General features: G+C 58.9%; 17 protein-coding genes. 7 read left to right on the forward strand and 10 right to left on the reverse strand.

Annotated elements, in window-relative coordinates:
- Positions 1–19: 19 nt before the first annotated feature.
- The 7 genes from JQ604_RS14035 to JQ604_RS14065 all read right to left on the reverse strand — a co-directional run bounded on the left by JQ604_RS14035 (position 20) and on the right by JQ604_RS14065 (position 9,157).
- Positions 20–1,207, reverse strand: a complete 1,188-nt coding sequence (locus JQ604_RS14035; RefSeq protein ID WP_212357984.1) for a glycosyltransferase family 4 protein — start codon at positions 1,205–1,207, stop codon at positions 20–22.
- A 298-nt stretch (positions 1,208–1,505) separates the two neighbouring features.
- Positions 1,506–2,366, reverse strand: coding sequence for a hypothetical protein (locus tag JQ604_RS14040; protein ID WP_212357985.1), 861 nt, complete (start codon positions 2,364–2,366; stop codon positions 1,506–1,508).
- On the reverse strand, positions 2,363–3,928 hold the full coding sequence (locus JQ604_RS14045; protein WP_212357986.1) for a lipopolysaccharide biosynthesis protein: 1,566 nt from the start codon (positions 3,926–3,928) through the stop codon (positions 2,363–2,365). Before JQ604_RS14045 ends, JQ604_RS14040 begins: the two co-directional genes overlap by 4 nt.
- A gap of 366 nt (positions 3,929–4,294) precedes the next feature.
- Positions 4,295–5,050, reverse strand: coding sequence for an FkbM family methyltransferase (locus JQ604_RS14050; RefSeq protein ID WP_212357987.1), 756 nt, complete (start codon positions 5,048–5,050; stop codon positions 4,295–4,297).
- 88 nt (positions 5,051–5,138) lie between these two features.
- The gene (locus JQ604_RS14055) at positions 5,139–6,359 is read right to left on the reverse strand and encodes a glycosyltransferase (RefSeq protein WP_212357988.1); all 1,221 of its coding nucleotides are present in this window, start codon (positions 6,357–6,359) and stop codon (positions 5,139–5,141) included.
- A 75-nt stretch (positions 6,360–6,434) separates the two neighbouring features.
- Entirely contained in the window at positions 6,435–7,532 is a 1,098-nt protein-coding gene (locus JQ604_RS14060; protein WP_212357989.1) for a Wzz/FepE/Etk N-terminal domain-containing protein, read from the reverse strand.
- Between the two features lie 119 nt (positions 7,533–7,651).
- Complete coding sequence (locus JQ604_RS14065) at positions 7,652–9,157, reverse strand: undecaprenyl-phosphate glucose phosphotransferase (RefSeq protein WP_212357990.1); 1,506 nt, start codon at positions 9,155–9,157, stop codon at positions 7,652–7,654.
- Positions 9,158–9,394: 237 nt separating this feature from the next.
- Between JQ604_RS14065 and JQ604_RS14070 the strand changes: the two genes are divergently transcribed.
- Both JQ604_RS14070 and JQ604_RS14075 read left to right on the forward strand, forming a co-directional pair.
- Positions 9,395–10,765, forward strand: a complete 1,371-nt coding sequence (locus JQ604_RS14070; RefSeq protein WP_212357991.1) for a polysaccharide biosynthesis/export family protein — start codon at positions 9,395–9,397, stop codon at positions 10,763–10,765.
- A gap of 127 nt (positions 10,766–10,892) precedes the next feature.
- Positions 10,893–11,678: a class I SAM-dependent methyltransferase gene (locus tag JQ604_RS14075; protein WP_212357992.1), complete on the forward strand. Its 786-nt coding sequence runs from the start codon at positions 10,893–10,895 to the stop codon at positions 11,676–11,678.
- Positions 11,679–11,720: 42 nt separating this feature from the next.
- Here JQ604_RS14075 and galE read toward each other — a convergent pair whose 3' ends face one another.
- Both galE and JQ604_RS14085 read right to left on the reverse strand, forming a co-directional pair.
- Positions 11,721–12,731 (reverse strand): UDP-glucose 4-epimerase GalE, encoded by a 1,011-nt coding sequence (gene galE, locus JQ604_RS14080; RefSeq protein ID WP_212357993.1) that lies wholly within the window; start codon positions 12,729–12,731, stop codon positions 11,721–11,723.
- Between the two features lie 133 nt (positions 12,732–12,864).
- On the reverse strand, positions 12,865–13,584 hold the full coding sequence (locus tag JQ604_RS14085) for a LuxR C-terminal-related transcriptional regulator (protein ID WP_249158247.1): 720 nt from the start codon (positions 13,582–13,584) through the stop codon (positions 12,865–12,867).
- A 702-nt stretch (positions 13,585–14,286) separates the two neighbouring features.
- Between JQ604_RS14085 and JQ604_RS14090 the strand changes: the two genes are divergently transcribed.
- The 5 genes from JQ604_RS14090 (at position 14,287) to JQ604_RS14110 (ending at position 19,352) form a co-directional block, all read left to right on the forward strand.
- Positions 14,287–14,967, forward strand: a complete 681-nt coding sequence (locus tag JQ604_RS14090; protein WP_212357995.1) for a LuxR C-terminal-related transcriptional regulator — start codon at positions 14,287–14,289, stop codon at positions 14,965–14,967.
- 302 nt (positions 14,968–15,269) lie between these two features.
- Entirely contained in the window at positions 15,270–17,390 is a 2,121-nt protein-coding gene (locus JQ604_RS14095; RefSeq protein WP_249158248.1) for a PAS domain S-box protein, read from the forward strand.
- A 2-nt stretch (positions 17,391–17,392) separates the two neighbouring features.
- Positions 17,393–18,046, forward strand: a complete 654-nt coding sequence (locus JQ604_RS14100; protein ID WP_212358040.1) for a response regulator transcription factor — start codon at positions 17,393–17,395, stop codon at positions 18,044–18,046.
- Between the two features lie 135 nt (positions 18,047–18,181).
- On the forward strand, positions 18,182–18,607 hold the full coding sequence (locus tag JQ604_RS14105) for a response regulator transcription factor (RefSeq protein WP_212357996.1): 426 nt from the start codon (positions 18,182–18,184) through the stop codon (positions 18,605–18,607).
- Between the two features lie 559 nt (positions 18,608–19,166).
- Positions 19,167–19,352, forward strand: a complete 186-nt coding sequence (locus tag JQ604_RS14110; RefSeq protein WP_212357997.1) for a hypothetical protein — start codon at positions 19,167–19,169, stop codon at positions 19,350–19,352.
- A 122-nt stretch (positions 19,353–19,474) separates the two neighbouring features.
- On the opposite strand, the gene JQ604_RS14115 is transcribed toward JQ604_RS14110, so the two are convergent.
- The gene (locus tag JQ604_RS14115) at positions 19,475–21,007 is read right to left on the reverse strand and encodes a glucosamine inositolphosphorylceramide transferase family protein (protein WP_212357998.1); all 1,533 of its coding nucleotides are present in this window, start codon (positions 21,005–21,007) and stop codon (positions 19,475–19,477) included.
- Between the last annotated feature and the right edge of the window lie 26 nt (positions 21,008–21,033).

A 21,033-nucleotide genomic window follows, 5' to 3' on the forward strand; every position in this document is an offset into this window, starting at 1 on the left:
CGAAATTGCTTGATCCACTCTAAGCGTCGTTTGATTGGCTGGCCATCTGGTCAGGTCGCCGCGACGAAACCGGGCATTTTGATTGGGCGACAAGAGGCGTCAAAGCGGCAATCAACTCGCGAGCTTTTACCTTCGGCGAATGATTGGCCTTGACATAAATCTGACATCGTCGAGCGAGCGCGTCGTATTCGTTCGCGTCCATGTCCCAGAATGTCTTCACGGATCTGGACAGTGCGAGCTCATCCTCTGCCGATGCGCCAAGGCTATGCCGCGCGATGATCGAATCCGGATCGACTTGCCGGCGCGTCATGACAGGCGTGCCCGCAACGAAAGCTTCCAGGAACACGTTCGAAAAGCCCTCGAAATCCGATGTGCAGAGAAGCATCGTTGCCTCTGACAGAAATCGATGAACGTCTGCCCTCCGGACATAGCCAACCATTTCCACGTTTGGCAGCTGGCGCAGGCCATTCACGGCGTCAAGGGTCGGTTGATCGACAATTCGGTCCGGCATCCCGGCCACGCGAAATGTGACGGTCGGATGTTCCCGGGCGATCCGAAAAAGCAACGGCAAGTTCTTTCCATAGCGGAAGACACCGAGCCAGGCGACATATCGGCGCTGCGCGCGCGGCAAGGGAACGGGAGCGTCGTCTGCTACGACAACCGCATTGTGGACGATGTGAATAGGCTTGCCTGGATAAAGCGCGGCCAATTGTTCGCGTTGATACTCATTTTGGCAGAGAAGTGCGGCCGCGCGATTTCGAGCCCACGAATAAGCCAGCCATTCATAAGATCGAAGTCCGATTTTGCATCGTTCGTCGGCATCCTTGTCGTTGACAACGCGGTGAACGAACGGAATCCCCAGTTGGCCGGCGACGAAAGCCATCATGGCGGTCTGGACCCCACATACGCCCTGGATCATGACATCTGGACGATAGGCGCGGGCGGCTGCCAACAGTTTCGGGATGTATGAGTAGAAATACTTCGCGACCCGTACGCCGCGCGCGGGGTCATAGGTTTCGATAAGCTTGATTTGCTGGCCCGAACCGACATGGGCCAACGCACCCTTCCAGGTCAGCAGAGCAGTTTCATGACCGGCGTTTTCAAGCGCGCGAAGCCAAATTGAAAGCTGGACCGCCCAGCCGCCGATCGGATGGTCATCGTCCTTCAACAGATAAGGAATGGAAAACTCAATCGACAGGATTCGCACCGGAACTCCCTGAGAGGACGTCGACGCATGGCACCCAAACTCACGCATCAGCACCATAGTATTTTGGACTGGGCCGCGGTTCGACCCTTTCGGACTACCCATTCTCGACCACGGGAGAGGTCATCAGGTCACGCAATGAGGTAAGCGCTGGACCGGGAAGTCCACCGGAGAGCTTTGGATCGCCGGGCGAGGGAACAAGATAGGACAGACCGGCAGGGAGGCCGAATCCGCCGCCCGCCGTACCTCACTTGTGCCGGCGAGACGTTGAGCGCGACCAATTTTAAGTTGCCGCTCGCAACTATGCTCCTGCGGCGTCGGACGACAATACGATGTCCTCGATCTCGCTCCCGTCCCGCATTCTGGCCACGATCTCAAATTGGTTCGTCTCGCTTAGCCGGAAGATCGTACCGTTATTGCTGCCGTCTGCGTGCGTTCGGTTCACAATCAGGTAGGAACCGGCACCCATCAGCCGATCCTTGAGATTGTCCACGGCACGCCGCAATTGCGTTTCGTCGAAATAGCCACGATTGAGCAGATTTGCCACGCGGATTGCGTTGAACCGACCGCGGAGATGCTCCGGGTTGGGCGCCAGTATGTCGTCATCGGCAAAACTCAGCCGGCCGCTATCGCGTGCATCCGGGTTCACCAGCAGCACGTCGGTCCCCCTTCGCTTCCCATTGGTCAATGGCAACAGCGTGCGCGCAGACGCATTGAGCGCGGCGACCAGGAAACCGGTACCCCCGAAAAAATCGCGCGGTCCATCCAGGGACCATCGTACCGGACGATTGCCGAGAATGTGCTGAATCACCTTGCCGTCACGGTCAACGAGAACCTCATATCCCGGCAAGAGGGGCACGAGGCGTGCGTGCATGCACAGGTCCGTCGCGACGATTTTCGCATCGATTCCGGCGCAGGCGAGGGCATCCGCCCATTCAAGCGAGGAAATCCCCGAGGACGCACCAACGTCCATGATCTCGCGCGGCTTAAGATCCAGTTTCTGCCACTCGCGGATGACCAGCATATTGAGATCATCGAGTCGATGGTGGTCCGTGGTCTTGAAGGTGCCGTTGCGCAGTCGAATTGAGGCGAAGAAGTCTGCCTCCTGCTTTTGCGTAATCGCATTGCCTGCTCTGAAAAAGCTCCTTGCACTCAAAATCACGCCGGCCTCCAAAATCTCGAAATGCGCGCAGCCCCAGACTTGCCAAGAGAATTCGTTGGCGCTTGGTCACTCCAGATCCCGGAGGCCGACTGCTCGACGGAACGGGATGTATTGGCGAGTTCATTTCCTTCTCTTCGCATCTCGGAAAGTGTTCGATAATACCCCGTCACAAACAAGATGGTGGCATAAGACGCCAGGACGGCAGCAGGCCCCAGCGTCGCAGCAAGGAGCGTTGACGGTTGCAACATGTCGGCTGACAGACGCACCACGATTGCGCACAGCGCGGATGCGCTCAGAACTTTTCCAAGATTCTTCCAATCCTGCACTCTTCCGATCGGTACGTTCATTACTTTTGAAAGCCGTCTAAGGCAGAGCGCATACGCGACGAAGGTGGCCAGCACCGATCCCACAGCCGCGCCCGGCAAGCCGAAATACCAAACACCGACCAGGCTGGTCATGACGGCAAAAGGCAAAATCAAGGCTTCATAACGCATGTTGGCCGACCCTTGTCCGAACACGCTCAGCAGGGTCGTGATTTCAGCCGATATCAGCGTCTGAACCAGATAAATGCGCAGCACCGGCGAGCCGCGCGCGTACTCCTCGGTAAACAGAAACTGGATGACTTCATGAGAAAAGGCGAATAGTGCCGCAATAGCAGGGAACATGATCGCGCTGATGATCACGTTGCCCTGATTGTTCAGTCGCAACAGCTCGTCGTGGCGGCCGATCGAATGGAGATGACTCATCTTGGGCAAAAGCAAATTCGCCAGTACGCCTCTCAGAACTTCAAAGGGCAGAAGAAGCGTGGTTGCAATTGAGAATATGCCGAACACGCCCGATGAAAAGGTGGTGGCCACGATCCATTGCTCGGCTTGCTTCCGCATGTTCCATAGCAAGCCAGCCATACCAAATGGAAGGGCATAACGAAGCTGTATGCGGAATTGCTGCTTGTCCAGCGGGAACAGTCGAATGCCGCAATAGCGTGCAATGAAATAAGTCAGAAGTCCGAGGCGGATGCAGGCAGCAAGTGTCGCGGCAACCAGCACCTCTTCAAGTCGCCGAAAGATGACTGCCGCGGAAATGATGAGCGCGGCCCTGAGCACCGATGTGGCCACGATAGCTTGTGCCTGCCATCGAATCTGTCCTGCGGCGTTGGGTAACACGTCGAGCAACAAGCCCAGATTCGAGGCAAGCAGGAAGATCGCAATCAAAAGCCCATGCTGCCGCAACAGGTCTCTCATGGCCGAGGGCAGGGCGTCAGCGCAGAGGAAGATCAGACCCGACGCAACTATCGTTATGGCAAGCAAGAACAGCGTCGTCTGTCCGACATAAAGCCGGCGGCCCTCCGAATCCAGGCGGACAAAGAAGAAAAGCAAACTGCGGGGCAGCTCGAATGCGAACAACAAGGCCACGGTATTTACAAGTAGCCAGAACAGCCGGTATTCGCCGAAAGCTCCGGCGTCGATCGTTCGTACCAGAACGACGGGCGTCAACAGCAGGATGACTTGTTCGATATAACGAGCAGCGGAGAGAACAATGCCTTGACGGGATATTGATGCCATGGAATCGGCGACCTGTACGCTAGCGGCAACGGCTCCGACGAAAACGAAGTTGGCAGCAACGTCGGTCGCAAGGCTCGGCCGCGATGAAGCTCAAAGCCGACGGTGCCTTTCGGGCAGCAGACAAAGCCCGAAACTCACGTGTTCGTTGTAACCATCGCCGAGGCCGAGAGTTGAGCAAGTGTAAGCAAAACACGTGGGAATAAAAGGCGCGCGATCAAAATCGCCGGTGGCTGAGTGGCTACCCAATTGTAAGTACTCCTTTGTCCGGGGGGCGCGTACCGGTCCGAAGGCGCGACGCAGCTGATCTATGCCGTCACGCGGCGCACTGCCGCGCATCTGCGCGGCTGCCCAGCGGTTGTCACGTCGCTACGAAAGCGTCGCGTGTATGTCGTACCACCCGGACAAGGTACCAGTCGCCTTCGCCCGGCGCCACTGTGACAGGCTGTGATCCGCAGAGCACCAATTGCCGTCACTCTCCCAGGGGCCGGGTCCGGAACTATGTCCGGAGATGAAGAAACGCCCCGCTCGCCTGATCTGGCGGCAGTCGGCATAGCCGAGCTCGCGCACGAAGCGTCGAGTGATGCGGTCGTAAAGACAGTCCTGGTTGGCGAGCTCGCGGAACGACGTCTGACTGACGATCTTGAATTTCCCGAAGCCGATCTTTCGCGCGTGCTCGATCAGTTCTTCGACGTCGTCCCCGACTTCGAACGACAGGTATTCCGGGCGGTTCTCCGCATTGAAGGAGAGCACGCATATCCGATCAGCCCCTTCGATATCGACCTTGACATAGAACGGCGCACCGTAGCGGGAGAGCAGGTCCTGCATCGTCATGCCAGGCACTGTGATTGAACCGATCGGGAGCTTGTGCGCCACGCGATCGCCGAACACGGAACTCGAGCCCGGGTCGGCGCCGCTCAGCACCAGGTCAACGGGATCGCGACTGGTCGAGATCGCGGCGTTGACGCATATCATTTGTCCCGAGGCGATCTCGGCGGCGAACTTCTCGTTGGCGCGTTGCGCCAGTTCAGGATTGGCCTCGACCGCGACGACCCGATATCCGGACTGCAGGTAGTACGCGCTGTCCGCTCCGTCGTACATGCCGATATCGAAAACGGTACGCATCAGCAGTTCTCCGTTCCAGGCGCCTTGCAGCTCGCCGTCGGGCTCAACGTCGGTAGGTATCCCCGGTCACGGCCGCCTCGCGCGTCGCTCATAACGAGCACAAGAGCGTATCCAGATCGCCGGCAACCTTGCTCCACGTGTAGTGCTCCAACACGACTCCTCGGGCACTCTCGATCATGGACAGACGAAAGTGTTCATCCTCGATGAGCAATTTGATCGCGAGCGCCATCTTCTCGGGTTCATCAGCTTGCATGTAGTCGATGCCTTCACGTGCTATGCCAATGGCTTCAATGCCCAGTCCGGTTGAAACCACAGCCAGCCCCATGGCAAACGCCTCGAGCACTTTGTTCTTCAATCCACTGCCAATGCGCATTGGGTTCACCATGACGGGGTATTCAGCGAGTACCGAGCAGATATCGTCAACGAACCCCGTGAGACGAATGCCATGGTCTCGCTTCGCCGCCTCGACGAGCCAACGTTCCGCGTCCTTGCCCACCACGCACCACTCAATTCCGGCCGGTGCCAAATAGGGTCGATAGACGTTCTCGTAGAAGAACCGAACGGCATCGCTGTTCGGCTTAAAGGCAAGATTTCCCCAAAAAGCGACACCCTTGCGTTTGGCGACGTGACCATTTGCGTCGAATGTCTCCGCAAGGTCAGTCGAGACTCCGTTCGGTATCGTGCTGACGTTTGTACTTGCACCGGACAATCTGCAAACGGCACGGGAATCCGCATCATTGATTGTCGTCACGTGGTCGAACCAATGAGGCAAACGCGCTTCCGCCTTGGCAAGGCGTGCGCGCATCAAATGCGCTTTCAGGCGCGCCTTCAGCTGCAAGGGCCAAGCGGGGAAAAGTTGCATCTCTCTGGTCAGGGTCAGAAATTCACTGTCCATGAGATCGAAGAGTATCTTCTTGTTGCTCGAGAACGGCCTGACGAATTCCGCAAGAAAAAGGCCAGAGACAATCATATGGCTGATGTCGTGCTGCTTGCAGATGTCGGCTATGGCTTTGGTGACGCTTGAAAAGTGATGCGGGTAGGCAAGTGAATAATAGTTTGAATCATTTCGACGGTAGTGCCGTTTGAGCGAGGGCCTGGTTGTCGGAAGGGTCGGTGCGTCGCTTACCTTTTTAAAGACATCGGCCATGCCGACCAGGCCGTCGCTGGAGCTATCGAGCGAACTGAGATTGAGCATCAAAAGGTACAGCTCATGCCGCTTCGCCAATTCACGGCAAAGGTGCCACACGCGAAGATCGTGGCCGTTGCCGAGGTTGGCGAGCCGTTTATGCGTTATGACCAGGATGCGCATCGCGAGGACTCATTGATTGTCGAACGGGCGGAGGCGCCTATCCCGTCCCCCTGAAGTGCCTGTACGCCTTCGTGCTCAGCCCGCGCCCGTGAGACGTACTGACGTTGCCCGTGCCGATGCTTCGGATTGATGAGCCGGTCGAATCGCGTCGGGAAGCGGTCGATCGATCCTTGCCTCCTCTGTGCTTTGACGATGCTCCAGCTCCTTCGCGCGCATACCGCGAACGAAATCGCGCAGTATTGCGATAGCGACGCCAAGCAGTAGCCCTCCAACGAGTGCTATTCCAAGCACGTTTCTAGGTCTTGGCGCACTTGCCCTCAAAGGGGGCGCCGCCCCGGTGAGGATACTGGCCTCAAACACCGGCGAGGATTGTTGTTGCGTCGCTTCTATCTTTCGCAGCACGTGGCGAAAATTATTGTAGGCGTTCTTTGATGACTCCGCAGCGGCTACCAATCTATCCATAGTGGCAGCGGAATCCGCTGAATCGTTGCGATTCTTGCTGTAGTCGTCCAATGCCTTTTGGGCAGCAAATGCCTGAGTGCTCAATTCGTTCAGCCGATCCTTGACCCACTTGTCGTCTTGCAGGCCGGCCTTGTCCACTTGATGGGTAATGTATTTCTCTGCAACGTCGTTCAGGATTTGCGCCGCCCGATCGGGATCTCTGTCATCGAACGTAAGCTCGACAAGATACGTACGGCCGACACGCTTGGCCGAAAGCTTGCGTTCGAACCGTTCCACGGCGTAGCGCGCGGCGTTGGCTTCCGTCTCCGGTTTACTCCAGCCGAGCAGCCGGGAGATCATGCCGCCGCCTAGACTGGTTGCAAATTCCGGGTCTTGAGCAAGGCCGAGCTTTTCGATCACGGCGCTGGCGATGCTCTCGGACTTCATGATTTCGATCTGGCTCTCCACGACGGTTGACACCGCCGTAGCGTCCACAAGGTTCCCCTTGGAGTTTACGATCAGGAGCGCCTTGGCGGTGTAGGTCGGCACCGCGACGAGCAGGTAAAGTATGGCAACGACGAGCGCCGCGAAACTTGTCAGCGCTATGATCGGCACATTCCGGCGTATGAATGCAGCCACGGCCCGGACTTCTGCCATCGACACCACCGGCCCTGGATGAAATTCGGGAGGCCTGTCGTCGTGACTTTTCCAGTTATCGGTCTTCTGCAACATGGTCCTACCAGCCTGTTAGTGGATGCTCAAACGCCTGTGGCAAGTCGTGCGGCTTCCGTCTTGCGCGGCACGTGGCGAAAATTGTCGCAGGCGTTCTCGATGCGGCGGACGAAACGGCGTCAATGAGCATTCCAGTAAACCTTCCTGGAAAAGAGGGTCAGGACCAAGATCTTGAGATCGAGAAGCAGCGACCAGTTGTCGATGTAGTAGAGATCATGCTCTACACGATGCTGCATCTTCTCGAGGGTGTCGGTTTCGCCTCGGTAGCCGTTGACCTGGGCCCAGCCGGTAATGCCGGGCTTGACGTTGTGGCGACGGGAGAATGACGAAATCAGCGTGGCGAACAGATCGTTCTGCGAGGTCGCATGTGGCCGGGGTCCGACGAGCGACATGTCGCCGACCAGGACGTTGAACAACTGCGGAAGCTCGTCGATGTTGGTCTGGCGCATGAAGCGTCCCAGGCGGGTCACCCGTGGGTCGTGTCTGGTGACAGGTTTGAAATTGTCGCCGTCTTCCATCACCGTCATCGATCTGAATTTCAGCACGCGAATGGGCTCGTTGTTGAAGCCGTGCCGCTTCTGGTGAAACAGCACCGGGCCACGGGAATCGAGCTTGATTGCGATCGGAACGATGATGAAGAGGGGGCTGACCAAAATGAGTCCGACGATTGCGGCGGCGACGTCGAATGCGCGCTTCAACGCCCGATTGAAGGGGGTGAGCGGTGACTGGAAGAGCCGCATCGTCATCATGTTGCCGAACCGCGTGATCCGCGACATGGCCATGAGCTCAACGGCACCAACAGGGACGACGTGAACGTCGACCGGCAACTCCGACAGGGCGCTGGCAAGCGCGAGGGCGGCGGGGACGTCCGACTCCGAGATCAGAATAACGATGTCATCCGCTCGTAGGGGACGGCAATCCGCGACCAGCTGGCCGGCGTGAGGGAGCGCTTGGACGGCGTCGGGAGGCGGCGAGTCTGGAGAGCCGGCGCTAGACCTCGGAAGCTCGAACGAACGGATCGTCCGAATTCCGGTGGCAATTGCCTGGGCGGAAAAATGCGAGCAGTGACGGGGATCTCCTACCAGGATGACGCGCCTTGCGTCGATCAACCCTGACGCGATTGCGTGCTGTAGAAACGAGAACAGAACTGCCCGTGTGCAGAATACGGTAAGGAGAACGCTCACAGCCTGAGCTATGACGATAGCGCGCGAGTAGCCGTCCGAGATTCTCAGAACGAACATCATTGAAATGAAGAAGGAGAATACGAAGAAGACGCTGCTGGCGCCGCTCCACAGGAACACGTGGCGCGGCTGCGTCTGGATCCGTGAGTATTGCCGGAGCCCTATGGAAACGAGCAGCTGGAATGTGGAGATCAGCAGGGATTCCTGCGCGTACTTGGCGGCCTCCGGCGGGTCCGGCGAGCCCAGCCCGATCAGCCGATGATAGAGGACGGCCGCGGAATAAGCCGCAACGACGACGAGCAAAAATTCAGCGCTTGCTGCCAAAGCCAACAGGGCGGCCATTCGGCTCTTGCCAGAGCCGGCTGGAATTGTCGTGCTGCCCGCGATCGAATGCGCCGGAAGCTTGGTCGAAGCCGCCGAGTTGGAATAGGACGCATAACTCACCGATCACTCCCGGCCATCTCGCTTCCCGGCTGAACAGTAGCATTCGAGTCACCGGCTGGAATTGGCAATGAATGGGTAGGGTGGAGTAACTACGATGGAGGATTGAGCCGGGGCCACGCGGGCCTAAATTGTCCAACGATCCGAGGAGGCTCCGACGGTAGCGGTGCCGCTCTGCCTTCCGCGGACAGAGTTGAATGAAATTATTGGACAACCGCATCCGTACAGAGAGTTGTCGCCATGCCGAACTCCACGTCGCGCAATTGGATCCGTGTCGATCTGTTTGGCGGCAGCTGCGATCGCTGGATCAAATGCAGCCTTGTGGCTGCGAGCCTGGCAATTTCCGCTCAAGCAAAAGCCGACTACCGAGTAAACGTCGGAGATGTCCTGGAGGTCGCGGTGGCAGGCGTGCCTGAGTTGCGGCAGCGTGCTCCCGTCCAGATGGATGGCAACATTTCATTGCCGCTGGTTGGAACGCTTCCGGCATCGGGCCTCGCCCTGCCGGAGATTCGAGCCAAAATCGGCGCAGCACTGAAGAGCAAGATCTTTCGACAGAGGACCGCGGACGGCCGCGAGGCCGTGATCGTGATCGACCCGGATGAGGTCACGGCGACCGTTGCGGAATACAGGCCGGTTTACGTCAATGGGGACGTGTCGAAGCCGGGTGAATACCCCTATCGTCCGGCCGGCACGGTGCGCCAACTTGTCGCTATGGCGGGCGGCTACGACATCATGCGTATCAGAATGAACAACCCGTATCTCGAGTCTGCCGACTTGAGAAGCGAATACGGGTCGCTCTGGACCGAGTTCGCCAAGGAACAGGCGCGCATGTGGCGTATCAAGACCGAGCTCGGAGAGGGCGCGCAGCTCAATCCAGGCAGTATGGCGGACGTGCCCGTCGTTCGATCGGCCATCTCGGAAATTGTCCACGCAGAAACGGAATATTTGAAGACGAAGCAGAACGATTACCAGCAGGAGAAGATGTTCCTTCAGCGCGGCGTTCGACAGGGTGACGACGAGATCCGCGTGCTCTCGGAGCAGCAGAAGAAGGAAGAAGAGGGATTTCAATCGGACCTCGACGAACTGCAGAAGGCGACTGATCTCTACGGCAAGGGGGCCTTGACCAGTCCTCGCGTGACGGATGCGCGTCGCGCCGTGTTGCTGTCATCAACCCGGAAGCTGCAGACGTCCGCGCAATTGCTGCAGGTCAAGAAGCAGCAGGACGATTTCGCCAGAAGGCTGGCAAAGCTCGACGACCAGCGGAAGCTCGACCTGCTCCGTGAGTTGCAGGATACCAGCGTGAAGCTCAACCAGATTCGCGAAAAGCTGCAGAGCGTCGGCGAGAAGCTCCAGTACACCGCGATGGTTCGATCTCAACTCACGCGTGGGTCCGGCAACAAGCCGGAGATTGCCATCGTGAGAAAGGGCGACAAGGGGCCGGAGCGGATTGTCGCAAGCGAAGATTCCGAATTGCAGCCGGGCGACGCCGTCGATGTCAGCTTGCAATACCAGGACCGCCCTGACGCGCCTGCCCGCAGGCTGAGCAATTCAAATATCCCATCAGGGGCCGACGCGGCCGGAAACAATTCGTTGCGCGTGGGAAGCAGGTGACGGAATCCGCCGCAACCCGGAACATAACGTCGATGGAAGTCCTGCTTTCCCTTCGATGCATCATCGACGTCTGCACAACAGAGGCCGGCCGGACCCGACGTTGGGCTGCGCCAAGGGAGGCAAGTCGATGAAAGCACGAGCCCGGATTCCGCTGACGAACGGTTGGGATCACGCGATGGAGGTGATGTCCCGAGAGATCCGCTCGATCAAGAAGTCTGGCAGGGTTCTTGAGATCCTCGAAGCCGGTTGCGGCCAGAAGTGGGACCTCGACATCGGCGACGGCGGCTATGTGCTGACCGGCATCGACCTCGACCCCGAGGCTCTTCGCATCCGGCTCGACAAAACGAAAGACCTCCACGAAGGCATCGTCGGGGATTTGCGCACGGCCGACTTTGGTCAGCGGACCTTCGACGTCATCTTCAACTCCTTCGTCCTGGAGCACGTGCCGGGGGCACAGCAGGTCCTGAAGAACTTCACCAGATGGGCGAAGCCGGGAGGCCTGATCATCATCATGATCCCCGACCCCTATTCGGTGTACGGCTTCACCTCCAGGATGACGCCACACTGGTTTCATGTGCTCTTCTATCGCCTGGTGCTCGGATGGAAGAACGCCGGCAAGCCCGGCTACGGCCCCTACAAGGTCATCTACGACCGAGTGGTGTCGCGCGAAGGCATTCGGGCGTTCTGCGGAGAGAACGGGCTGATCCTGGCCGCCGAATACGGTATGCCCAGCAGCCACGGTCTGAGCAACAACAGCCCCAAGCAGAAGCTGGTGGAAGCCTACAAGAAGGCGCTTCAGGTCCTGTCCCTCGGACGTCTGAGGTCCGACTACAACGACATCATCTTTATCATCCGCAAGCCGGCTCTCGCCGCCGAGGTAGACCTGCCGGCCAGCGATGCCCTGCATGCATGACTTCGATTTTCGGGCTGCAAACCGCCCTCGAAACGTCAAAACCTATGTGCCACGATAGCCATTCGGGTTGTTCATCTGCCAGCGCCAATGGTCGGTACACATTTGCGTCAATGATCGGCTGGATTTCCAGCCCCATAGTCTCTCCGCGCAACTCGGATCGGCAAAACAGGTTGCGACATCACCGATTCTGCGTTCGCTGATCACATACGGAATCGGCCTGCCACTTGCGGCCTCGAAGGTCCGGACCACTTCCAGGACACTGCAGCCGGTTCCCGTTCCGAGATTTACGGTCAGCACGCCGGGCTGCTTCAGGTGGCTCAGGGCGCTCAGATGTCCGGATGCAAGATCGACGACATGAATGAAGTCGCGAACTCCGGTGCCATCCGGGGTATCATAGTCGCCTCCCCAAATGTGGAGCTTGTCGCGCTTTCCGATCGCCACCTGCGCCACAAATGGCAACAGGTTGTTCGGAACGCCCAGGGGGTCTTCTCCGATCAGCCCGCTTTCGTGCGCGCCAACCGGATTGAAGTAGCGCAGGATGCCAATCCGCCATTCGTCGTCGGAGCCGTGCAGATCCATGAGGATCTCTTCGATGAAATGCTTCGTGCGGCCGTACGGATTTGTCGGTCCGACGGGATGCTTCTCGTCCAGCGGCAGGTACGTGGGCCTGCCGTAAACGGTCGCGGACGAGCTGAAGACGAGGGTCTTCACGCTTGCTCTCGTCATGGCAGACACGAGCCGCATCGTTCCAACGACGTTATTTTCGTAATAGCTCATGGGCTGAGCGGTGGACTCGCCGACTGCCTTGAACCCGGCGAGGTGAATGACCGCGGTCACCTCGTAAGCGCGCAGGATCTGATAGATCGCCTCCTCATCGCAGATGTCGGCCTGCCGAAACACCAGCGATCGCCCGCAGATGGCTTGCACCCGTTCGAGAGAGGCCTTGTTGCTGTTGGAGAGATTATCGACTGCAACGACGTCGAGCCCGGCATCTAGTAGCGCAACACAGACATGAGACCCGACGTAGCCAGCGCCTCCCGTCAACAAGATCATCTGGAGCTTTCCGTTTTGCGCGCGCCCGGTCGGGTTCTCGACTGCGCGGCAACTCATCCCGTCCCGCACGGACGCAAGAGGGGGAGGCGACATTTCTGTCGCCTGGCCCCTGTTTACCGAGCTGCCCCTTCCGTCAGGGAATCCGGCTGACGCTCTTGCGTATCAGGCGGCCGATCGGCGGCTCGACGTGATTTGCCTGATGACTCAACACGTCCAGCCGCCCTGGTCCCTCGATCTGCTTGAGGCCGGAGACCATTTGGAGCGCTTGTGGCGGTCGTTCGTTGATGATCTCGGAGGTATCATTTGCCGGCCGAACCAGCGAGCCGTTGTTCATGCCCCAGATCGCCGCCTGAGTCCGGTTTTGCACCCGGATCTTGCGGAGGATCGCTTTGACATGAACCTTTACGGTCGCCTCCGCGATATCGATCTTGCGCGCGATGGACTTGTTGGAATCGCCCGCGATGAGGCATTTCATGATCGATTTTTCGCGGGGGGATAACAGCTGCGTCGTTTTGTCCTGCGGCGTCAGGAGGATCGCCGCATTGTCCACGTCGTGCGGCACTGCCCTGTCGAGCCGGCCGATTTCGGGGTCAACAACAGACGCCATGAAGGCCGGCGGGAAGATGGTTTCGCCCATCATGATCAGTTCGATCGATTTGACGAAGACATCGCACTTCATGACATCAATGAAGTAACCATTGGCGCCGGCCCGAAGTGCCGCGACCATTTCTTGGGGGCGGTAATGATCGGCCACGACAGCAAGACGTGCTTTCGGATGCCGCTCCCGCAAGACCTCGATCTGTTCGACGATCCCTTCGAAATCATCGCCGGTATAGACGAGGAGAATCAGCATCGGGTCCTGCTGAAGTCTGCTCGGCGAAAGGTCGTCAGCGCATGATACGGAAGCCAAGATGCGAAAATTTGCAGCGCTTAATATTCTGGCAATTCCTTCTCGGACTAGAACACTCTTTCCAACGAAAACGGCAGAAAAAAATTGACGCCTCGACATTGTTACTCTCCCAGCCTACGCAAAAAAACTACAGGGGGCGCGGTTAAATTCCGCTTTTTAGTATTGGCCGTTAGTCCCCTCCGGCGGTGACGTCTTTATTCAAAAATTTTTGGCTAATCGGTTCGGGTAGGTTCTCCTTTCACGCAATCCGATGGCAGATTTTGAGGGCCCGCAATTCTGAAAATTTATCTAATTGTAGATTCGAATGGGCTATATCCCTATATACCATTGGGTATAGACCCTCCGTTGACGAGAAGCATGTCGATCGTAATAGTAAACGCGTCTCGCTCGACATTCTCTGGGCGAGTTAACAGCATGATGCCGACCAGGCGTTGCATTTCTTTTTGATTGAAGTGGTCAAAGCGCTTCAAACGGACGCAGTTGCGGAACCGATCCCCGGAGTTTTACGTTCTCGTCAACTGCCGGAATTGCGCTGATACTCTTGAGCTATTGCACTGATACTCATGAGCTAGGGTGTGGACTAGACAAATGAACTAAAAAGGGGCGTGCGGGGTTTACCTTTTGGGACAGGCCAAGGACTGCCCAATGCATTTTATTAGAGTCGTGAGTGCGGATCGGCATCCTGTGGTACTGCAGGGTTTGACCAAGATGCTCTCGCCAAATTTTGATTTCGAAGTTGTTGCGGCTTGCAGTGATGGTCCGAGTTTTATCGAGGCCGTTCGAACTCTGGCACCGGACATCGCGATCCTCGACAGCACGATGCCTGGCGTGACCGGGCCGGCAATGCTTTCGCTCATCAGTGCCGAGAATCTTTCCACGCGGCTGGTGCTGTTCGTCGGATCCGATGAGGACCAGGAAGTGGTCATGCCGGCCGCTGCCGACGGCTACAGCATCATCTCGAAGGATGCGACGCAGGAAGTGCTGGTGAGATCGTTGCGCGAAGTTGCGGCCGGCCGGCGGTTGTCGCCGTTGCCATCCTCCGAACAGGTCGTGGCCCGCGAGCCGGGGACGATCACCGAAAATGCGCTGGCTGTGCTGACGGACCGCGAGCGCCAGATCATGCGCCTGGTATCGGAGGGGCTGTCGAACAAGGAAATTGGACGGCGGCTGAATATCACCGATGGCACCATCAAAGTGCATCTTCATCACATCTTCCAGAAGCTTGAAATCAGCAACCGGACAGTATTGGCGGCCATCGCGATTGCGCAGGACGACGGCACACACGGCCCCTCGGAAAACGACCCTTCCCGAATTCGTCGGAGTTGAGAGCTGCGTTGCTGCGGCAAGTGGCCGCTCCCGTACGATCGTAGGGAGGGCCGTCAATTCCGAAGCCCCGCCGGTGCGTTCGCCTGCGCGGAGCGCCTGCCGCGCTGCAATAACTCCAATAGCGTAGTCCGGATGGTCCGGTTTGTCGGGGCGACTCTCGACCCTGCCGGGACCAGCCGTCATCATGTGCGCTCATTGCGCTATATCTCGACGCTTCGAAAAACTGTTAGTATGAGGCTATCGAAGAAGGGACATTGTCACGGGTGACGATGAGGCTCACCTGTGGCGCAGCGCAGGCCCAAATGGCCGAATGTTTGGTGCTGCTGGTGATGCGTAGTCAAATGGTGAAATCCTGGCATCCAGCAGAGCAATGGCTGCTCGGGAGCATGCTGCTGGTGTTACTGGCGGCAGCTTGCATCTGGCTCGTGCCCGGTTCCCTATCGATCGTCCTTGCCTCGACGCTCGCTGTTGTCCTGCTTTTCTCGTTTGCAGCCCTGACGCGGGCCTTTGGAAGGACCCGCAGCCAGTTGGCAGCCGCGCTACAAGGTCGGGCACGGGCTGAAAAGGCCGAAAGCGAACTGCGGCTCGCCGTGGACGCAATCCCCGCGCTCGTCTGGAGTGCCGCCCCCGATGGCTCGCGCGACTTCCATAGTCGGCGCTGGCTTGAATTTACCGGTCTGGCGGAGGGCGAGGCGGCGGGCCGAGGCTGGATCTCCGCCGTCCATCCGGAAGACCGCGCCGCGGCCGCTGAACATTGGTATGCTGCCATCGCGGCCGGCAAACCGTACGAAGTCGAACTTCGCGGGCGCAGTGCCGGCGGTGAATACCGCTGGTTCCTCGCTCGCGCGGAGCCGCTGCGCGACCCGGCCGGCGCCATCGTCAAATGGTACGGATCCAACACCGACATCGATGATCGCAAGCGCGCGGTCGAAGCGCTGGCCGCAAGCGAGGCGCAATGGCGGGAAGTGTTCGAACACAACCCGGTCATGTATTTCATGGTTGATGCCGTCGGCACCGTGCTGTCGGTCAACACCTTCGGTGCCGCGCAACTCGGCTATTCGGTCGACGAGCTGCTGGGACAATCCGTGCTGCAGGTGTTTCCTGAGGAGGATCGGGTCTTTGTCCTGGACAATGTTGCCACCTGCCTCAACGATGTCGGCCGCAGGCACAACTGGGAAGTCCGCAAGGTCCGCAAGGATGGTTCATTGCTTTGGGTTCGTGAAAACGCGAAAGCCGTACGGCGGCTGGACAACGAGCTGATCCTCCTGGTCGCATGCGAAGATATTACCCAGCGCAAGCAGACAGAAGATGCTCTGCAACGAAGCGAGAAGTTCTTGGCTGAAGCGCAGCGGTTGAGCCATACTGGAAGTTTCGGCTGGCGCACCGCGACCGGCGAGATCATTTGGTCGGACGAAACTTTCAGTATCTTCGGATACGAGAAGGCCCCTTCGGTCAACATCGACATGGTCGTCGCACGGATTCACCCCGATGATCGGGCGCTCGCGCAACAGACCATCGACCGCGCCTCCAGCGACGGACAGGATTTCAACCACGGATACCGATTGCTGTTGCCGGACGGATCCGTGAAATTCGTCCATGCCGCCGCACGCGCCGTAGGAGAAGCGGCCGACCTCACCTTTGTCGGTGCAGTTACTGACGTCACGGAGCGTCGACGCGCCGAGGAGGAACTCCACGAAGCGCAGGCTGAGCTCGCACGCGTCGCGCGCGTGACCGCCCTGGGCGAATTGACCGCATCGATCGCGCATGAGGTCAATCAGCCGCTCGCCGCGGTCGTCACCAACGCGGAGGCCTGTCTGCGCTGGCTCGACCGCGACGTTCCAAACCTGACCGAAGCGCGCGACGCGATGAAATTGATCGTCAGCGACGGGAAGCGTGCCGGTGAAGTGATCAAGCGCGTGCGTGCCCTCGTCAACAAGGCGGCCACGCAGAAGGTGCCGCTGTCGCTCAATGACGTTGTGCGTGAAGTTGTTGTGCTGGTGCAGCACGAGCTGGTCAGTCGGCGGGTGTCGCTGCGGCTGGAGCTCGCCCCGGCCATGCCCCTGGTTCTGGCCGATCGCGTCGAGCTGCAGCAGGTGATCCTCAATCTGGTGATCAACGGCATCGAAGCGATGCAGTCGCTGACCGACCGCCCGCGCGAACTGGTGATCCGAACGCAGCAGAACGACCGGGATCAAATTCAGCTGGCCGTGCGGGACTGCGGCATCGGGCTCGCCGCTGGCGATGCCGGCCGGCTGTTCGAGGCCTTTTTCACGACCAAATCCGGCGGCATGGGCATGGGATTGTCGATTTGCCGGTCGATCATCGACGCTCACGGAGGACAATTGTCGGCATCGAACAACGCTGGACCAGGCGCCACGTTTCAGTTCACCTTACCGCAGCATCGCGAGAATGATCGGCCGTGACGATGCGCTCAACCTCGCCACGCGACATGATGGGCACCGATGAATCCATTGTCTTCGTGATTGATGACGATGAATCGATGCGCGACGCGCTCAAGAATCTCTTCCGTTCGGTTGGCTTGAGGGTGGAGGTCTTTCCCTCCGCTGCCGAATTCCTGCAGCACCGCCTGCCGGATGTGCCCAGCTGCCTGATTCTCGATATCAGGCTGCCTCGGGTCAGCGGCCTCGACTTTCAGGCCGATTTGGCCAAGGCAGGGATTCGCATTCCGATCATTTTCATGACCGGGCATGGCGATATTCCGATGACCGTCAGGGCGATGAAGGCCGGAGCGATCGACTTTCTGTCCAAGCCATTCCGTGACCAGGACATGCTCGATGCGGTGGCGATGGCGATCGAGCGCGACCGTCAACGTCGTAACGAGGCAAAAAGCCTTTCCGACTTGCAGGGTCGTTTCGAAACCCTGACTCAGCGCGAGCGGGAAGTGATGACCCTCGTGACCGCGGGACTCATGAACAAGCAGGTCGCGGGTGAAATCGGCATCGCAGAAATTACCGTCAAGATACATCGCGGGCATATCATGCGGAAAATGGCGGCGAAGTCGTTGGCGGACCTGGTGAGGATGGCCGAAACCCTCGGAATGCGACGCGGGATGCCGTAGGCCGTTGCGGGATGGCCGCAACTGCAGCATGACGGCGGTTGGGCAGGGCTGCTCAATTCCGCGTGCCACAAACCTAAGTATGATTTGCTGAAGCGATCTTGCGCTGCACGCTCGCGGCCAAGTGGCTGTGCGTCAATGGCGCTCTGGTTGCGCCGTTTAGGAAAGACCACATTGTCCAATTTCCCAGTCGTTTCAATCATTGACGATGACGCTTCCATTCGCACCGCGACCTGCAACCTGGTCCGATCGCTTGAGTATGTCGCATATGCGTTCGCGTCGGCCGAGGAGTTCCTGCGCTCGTCACATCTGAAGGAGACGTCATGCGTCATCGCGGATGTTCAAATGCCGAGCATGAGCGGTATCGATCTGCAGGACCATCTGCGGGCTCTCGGAAATCGCGTACCATTCATTTTCATCACCGCGATCGCGGCCGAGCCGATCCGTGAACGCGCGCTGAGCGCGGGTGCGATCTGCTTTCTCACCAAGCCCTTTGATGGAGAGACGCTGATTAGATGCGTCGAAACCGCCCTGAAGGGGGACGGCGCCCAGGCGGGTCAATGACGCATGGGTGGTCGGTATCCGGATCTGTCCGTCAGGCCACGGGGAGCCATATACGAACGGATAAGCGGAACAACCATCAGGCGAATTGATGATGAAGCATGATCGAGCGAGATTGCTGGCAACAACTTTCTTTCAGATCGCAAGCGCAAAACAGCAATTCGTCAGAAAGTGGTCGCCATGTGTAGGGATCTACCTTGCTCAAAGTGCGACAGTGAAGACCCCGGAATAATCTCTCTGCGAGATCCAGCGCGTGAGCACCACTGCGGACGCTCTTGCCTTTGCGCGATAGATGTCGAGGTCCTGTCATGACAAACCGTTGCAACAATCCGGACTGTGAGCGGCCGTTTGGCCTGATCCGATTTAACTGGCACTTCGAACAATTCTGCTCGGCCAAGTGCCGCGAGAACCGCAAGCGCCTGCGGGAGCGCCACAAGACGTATTGGAGATGGCTCTACCCATGGCCTGATCCAGCGGCCGTAAAGCAGGATTAGGCCGAACGCGCATTCGGAAGTGTCTTGGAAGTTCGTAGACGGAGACGCAGTTGCCACCCCAGATAATCATGTCGCACACCCCGTCGGAATCGGAGCTTGAGGAAATCGAGCTGCTTGAATTCACCGAAGGAGCCATCAAGACGACGATGCAGGCGGCCCTGCTCGGAACCCTGATCGCGTGGACGCCCTCTCTGTTCATGCTCGCTTACATGGCGCGGGACATACAACCGGTGCCCGGCGAGCAACACGATTAGCGCCCCGGCCCAAAGGTGCCGCTTGGGGTGATCTATCTCCCGGGACGTTTCGTGCAAGCGAAGCGTCTCTGCCTCGCCCGGTCTCTCCCCAAGACCGGGTTATTTTTTTGTATAGACGGCGATCACCGCGACGCAGCGGCAGACATTCCGGCGGCGGAAATGGCTGATGCGGGCCTGCGCAGGAAGGCGCTGCCCTTTGGCTGGACGCGCGATCCATCGATGACCTCGAGATGGCCGCATCGGTTGAGGGTGTGCAGCTTTCGGCCGGGCCATGCCGGTCCGGGCTTCAAGATCTGTCGGACGGCTTGCCGGAACGTCGTCGGCGACAGTTCGAGAATTTCCGCAAGGCCGAGCGCGGCGCCATATCCGTTCGTGCAATCCTGGACCGGGCGCCACAGCTTGCCGTCGATCCTCACGAAGTGTCCTGCCGGTCGCGTGGTTGCGCGATCCATCAGAACCGGATTGCTCGCATGGGGCAACCAGGGACCGAACAGGCTCGCGGCGTGGAAGATCGACAAGCTATCCGAGTATCCGCCGGTTCCGTCGCGCCAGGCGCCGAACAGATAATGCAGGCCGTTGTGTTGGGTGATGGTGACGTCAGCCAGTTCGAGCCCCGACAGCAGCGTGGAGTGACGCTCCCATCTGTCGGGGAATCGAACGCATCGGTAGAGAGCGACGTCGCGATGCTCGGAGCTTTCCGGGATCATCCATAGATCGCCGCCGTCTTCGATCAGGAACGGATAAGACAGATGCCAGGGCTCTTCCAGCACGGGCACCGCCTCGCCAACCGGGCCGGTGCCATCGAACTCGATGGCCGAGATGATGCCCTTTCCCACATGGTGATCCAAGTCCTCAAAGAAGACGAATGTTCGCCCCTGCCATTGGACCGGAAACGGATCGGCGTAGAAGCGATGTCCGGGATCGGCGAGCACGTTCCAGTCCGGGCCTGACAAATTCTCTGCCTGCCAGACATTCGTCTGACTGTAGCGCCATCCGACGTGCCAGTGCGGCGCGTAGCAGCACAGGCGATATATTTCCTTCGCGATCGAGACGGCGAGGCCACGCAGGACATATTTGGCGGGCCGCGGCTGCGGGTTGTTGGCGATCGAATACGCCAGTTGCGGCACGATCCGCGGCGCCCCGCTCAGAATCGCCGTCAGCATGGTCAGGGTGCGCGCCATGACGGTTTCGAGTGCACCGCTGAGGCCGGCTGCAATTTCTCCGGATGGATGACCGCGATCCAGCACCGCACCGTCGACCTCGTTGACGATTTCGATCACGGGCAAGTCTCCGGCCAGGATCGCTGCCAAAGCCGCGTTCTCGCCCGCGACCCCGTTGAACAGCGGCCGCAGATAGAGCCGGGCGGAGCAGTCAGGCTTCCGCGCAGCGCCGGTAAAGTCGACGATCACCTCGGCCGTGTCGGCGTGAGGTCGCGATTGTGCGGGGATCGCCGTCCACTTGTCGGCGCCACTGCGCTTGCCCTTGCGCAACACAAGGCGCTCGAGCTCGAACAGCGCCTCGAGGCCGGCGGGCCGCGCCTCGCTCGTCGCTGACCATGCGATCTGAATCGGAACATCCCGGCCGTTAACCGACAGGTTCTCGCGATTCATCCAGAGCCGAGCATGGTCAGTTTCGCAACGGAACTCGATCATCATGTTCGCCCATCCGTTCCAGGCAACCT

It is taken from the genome of Bradyrhizobium jicamae, from assembly GCF_018130695.1.
Taxonomy (GTDB): Bacteria; Pseudomonadota; Alphaproteobacteria; order Rhizobiales; family Xanthobacteraceae; genus Bradyrhizobium; species Bradyrhizobium jicamae_B.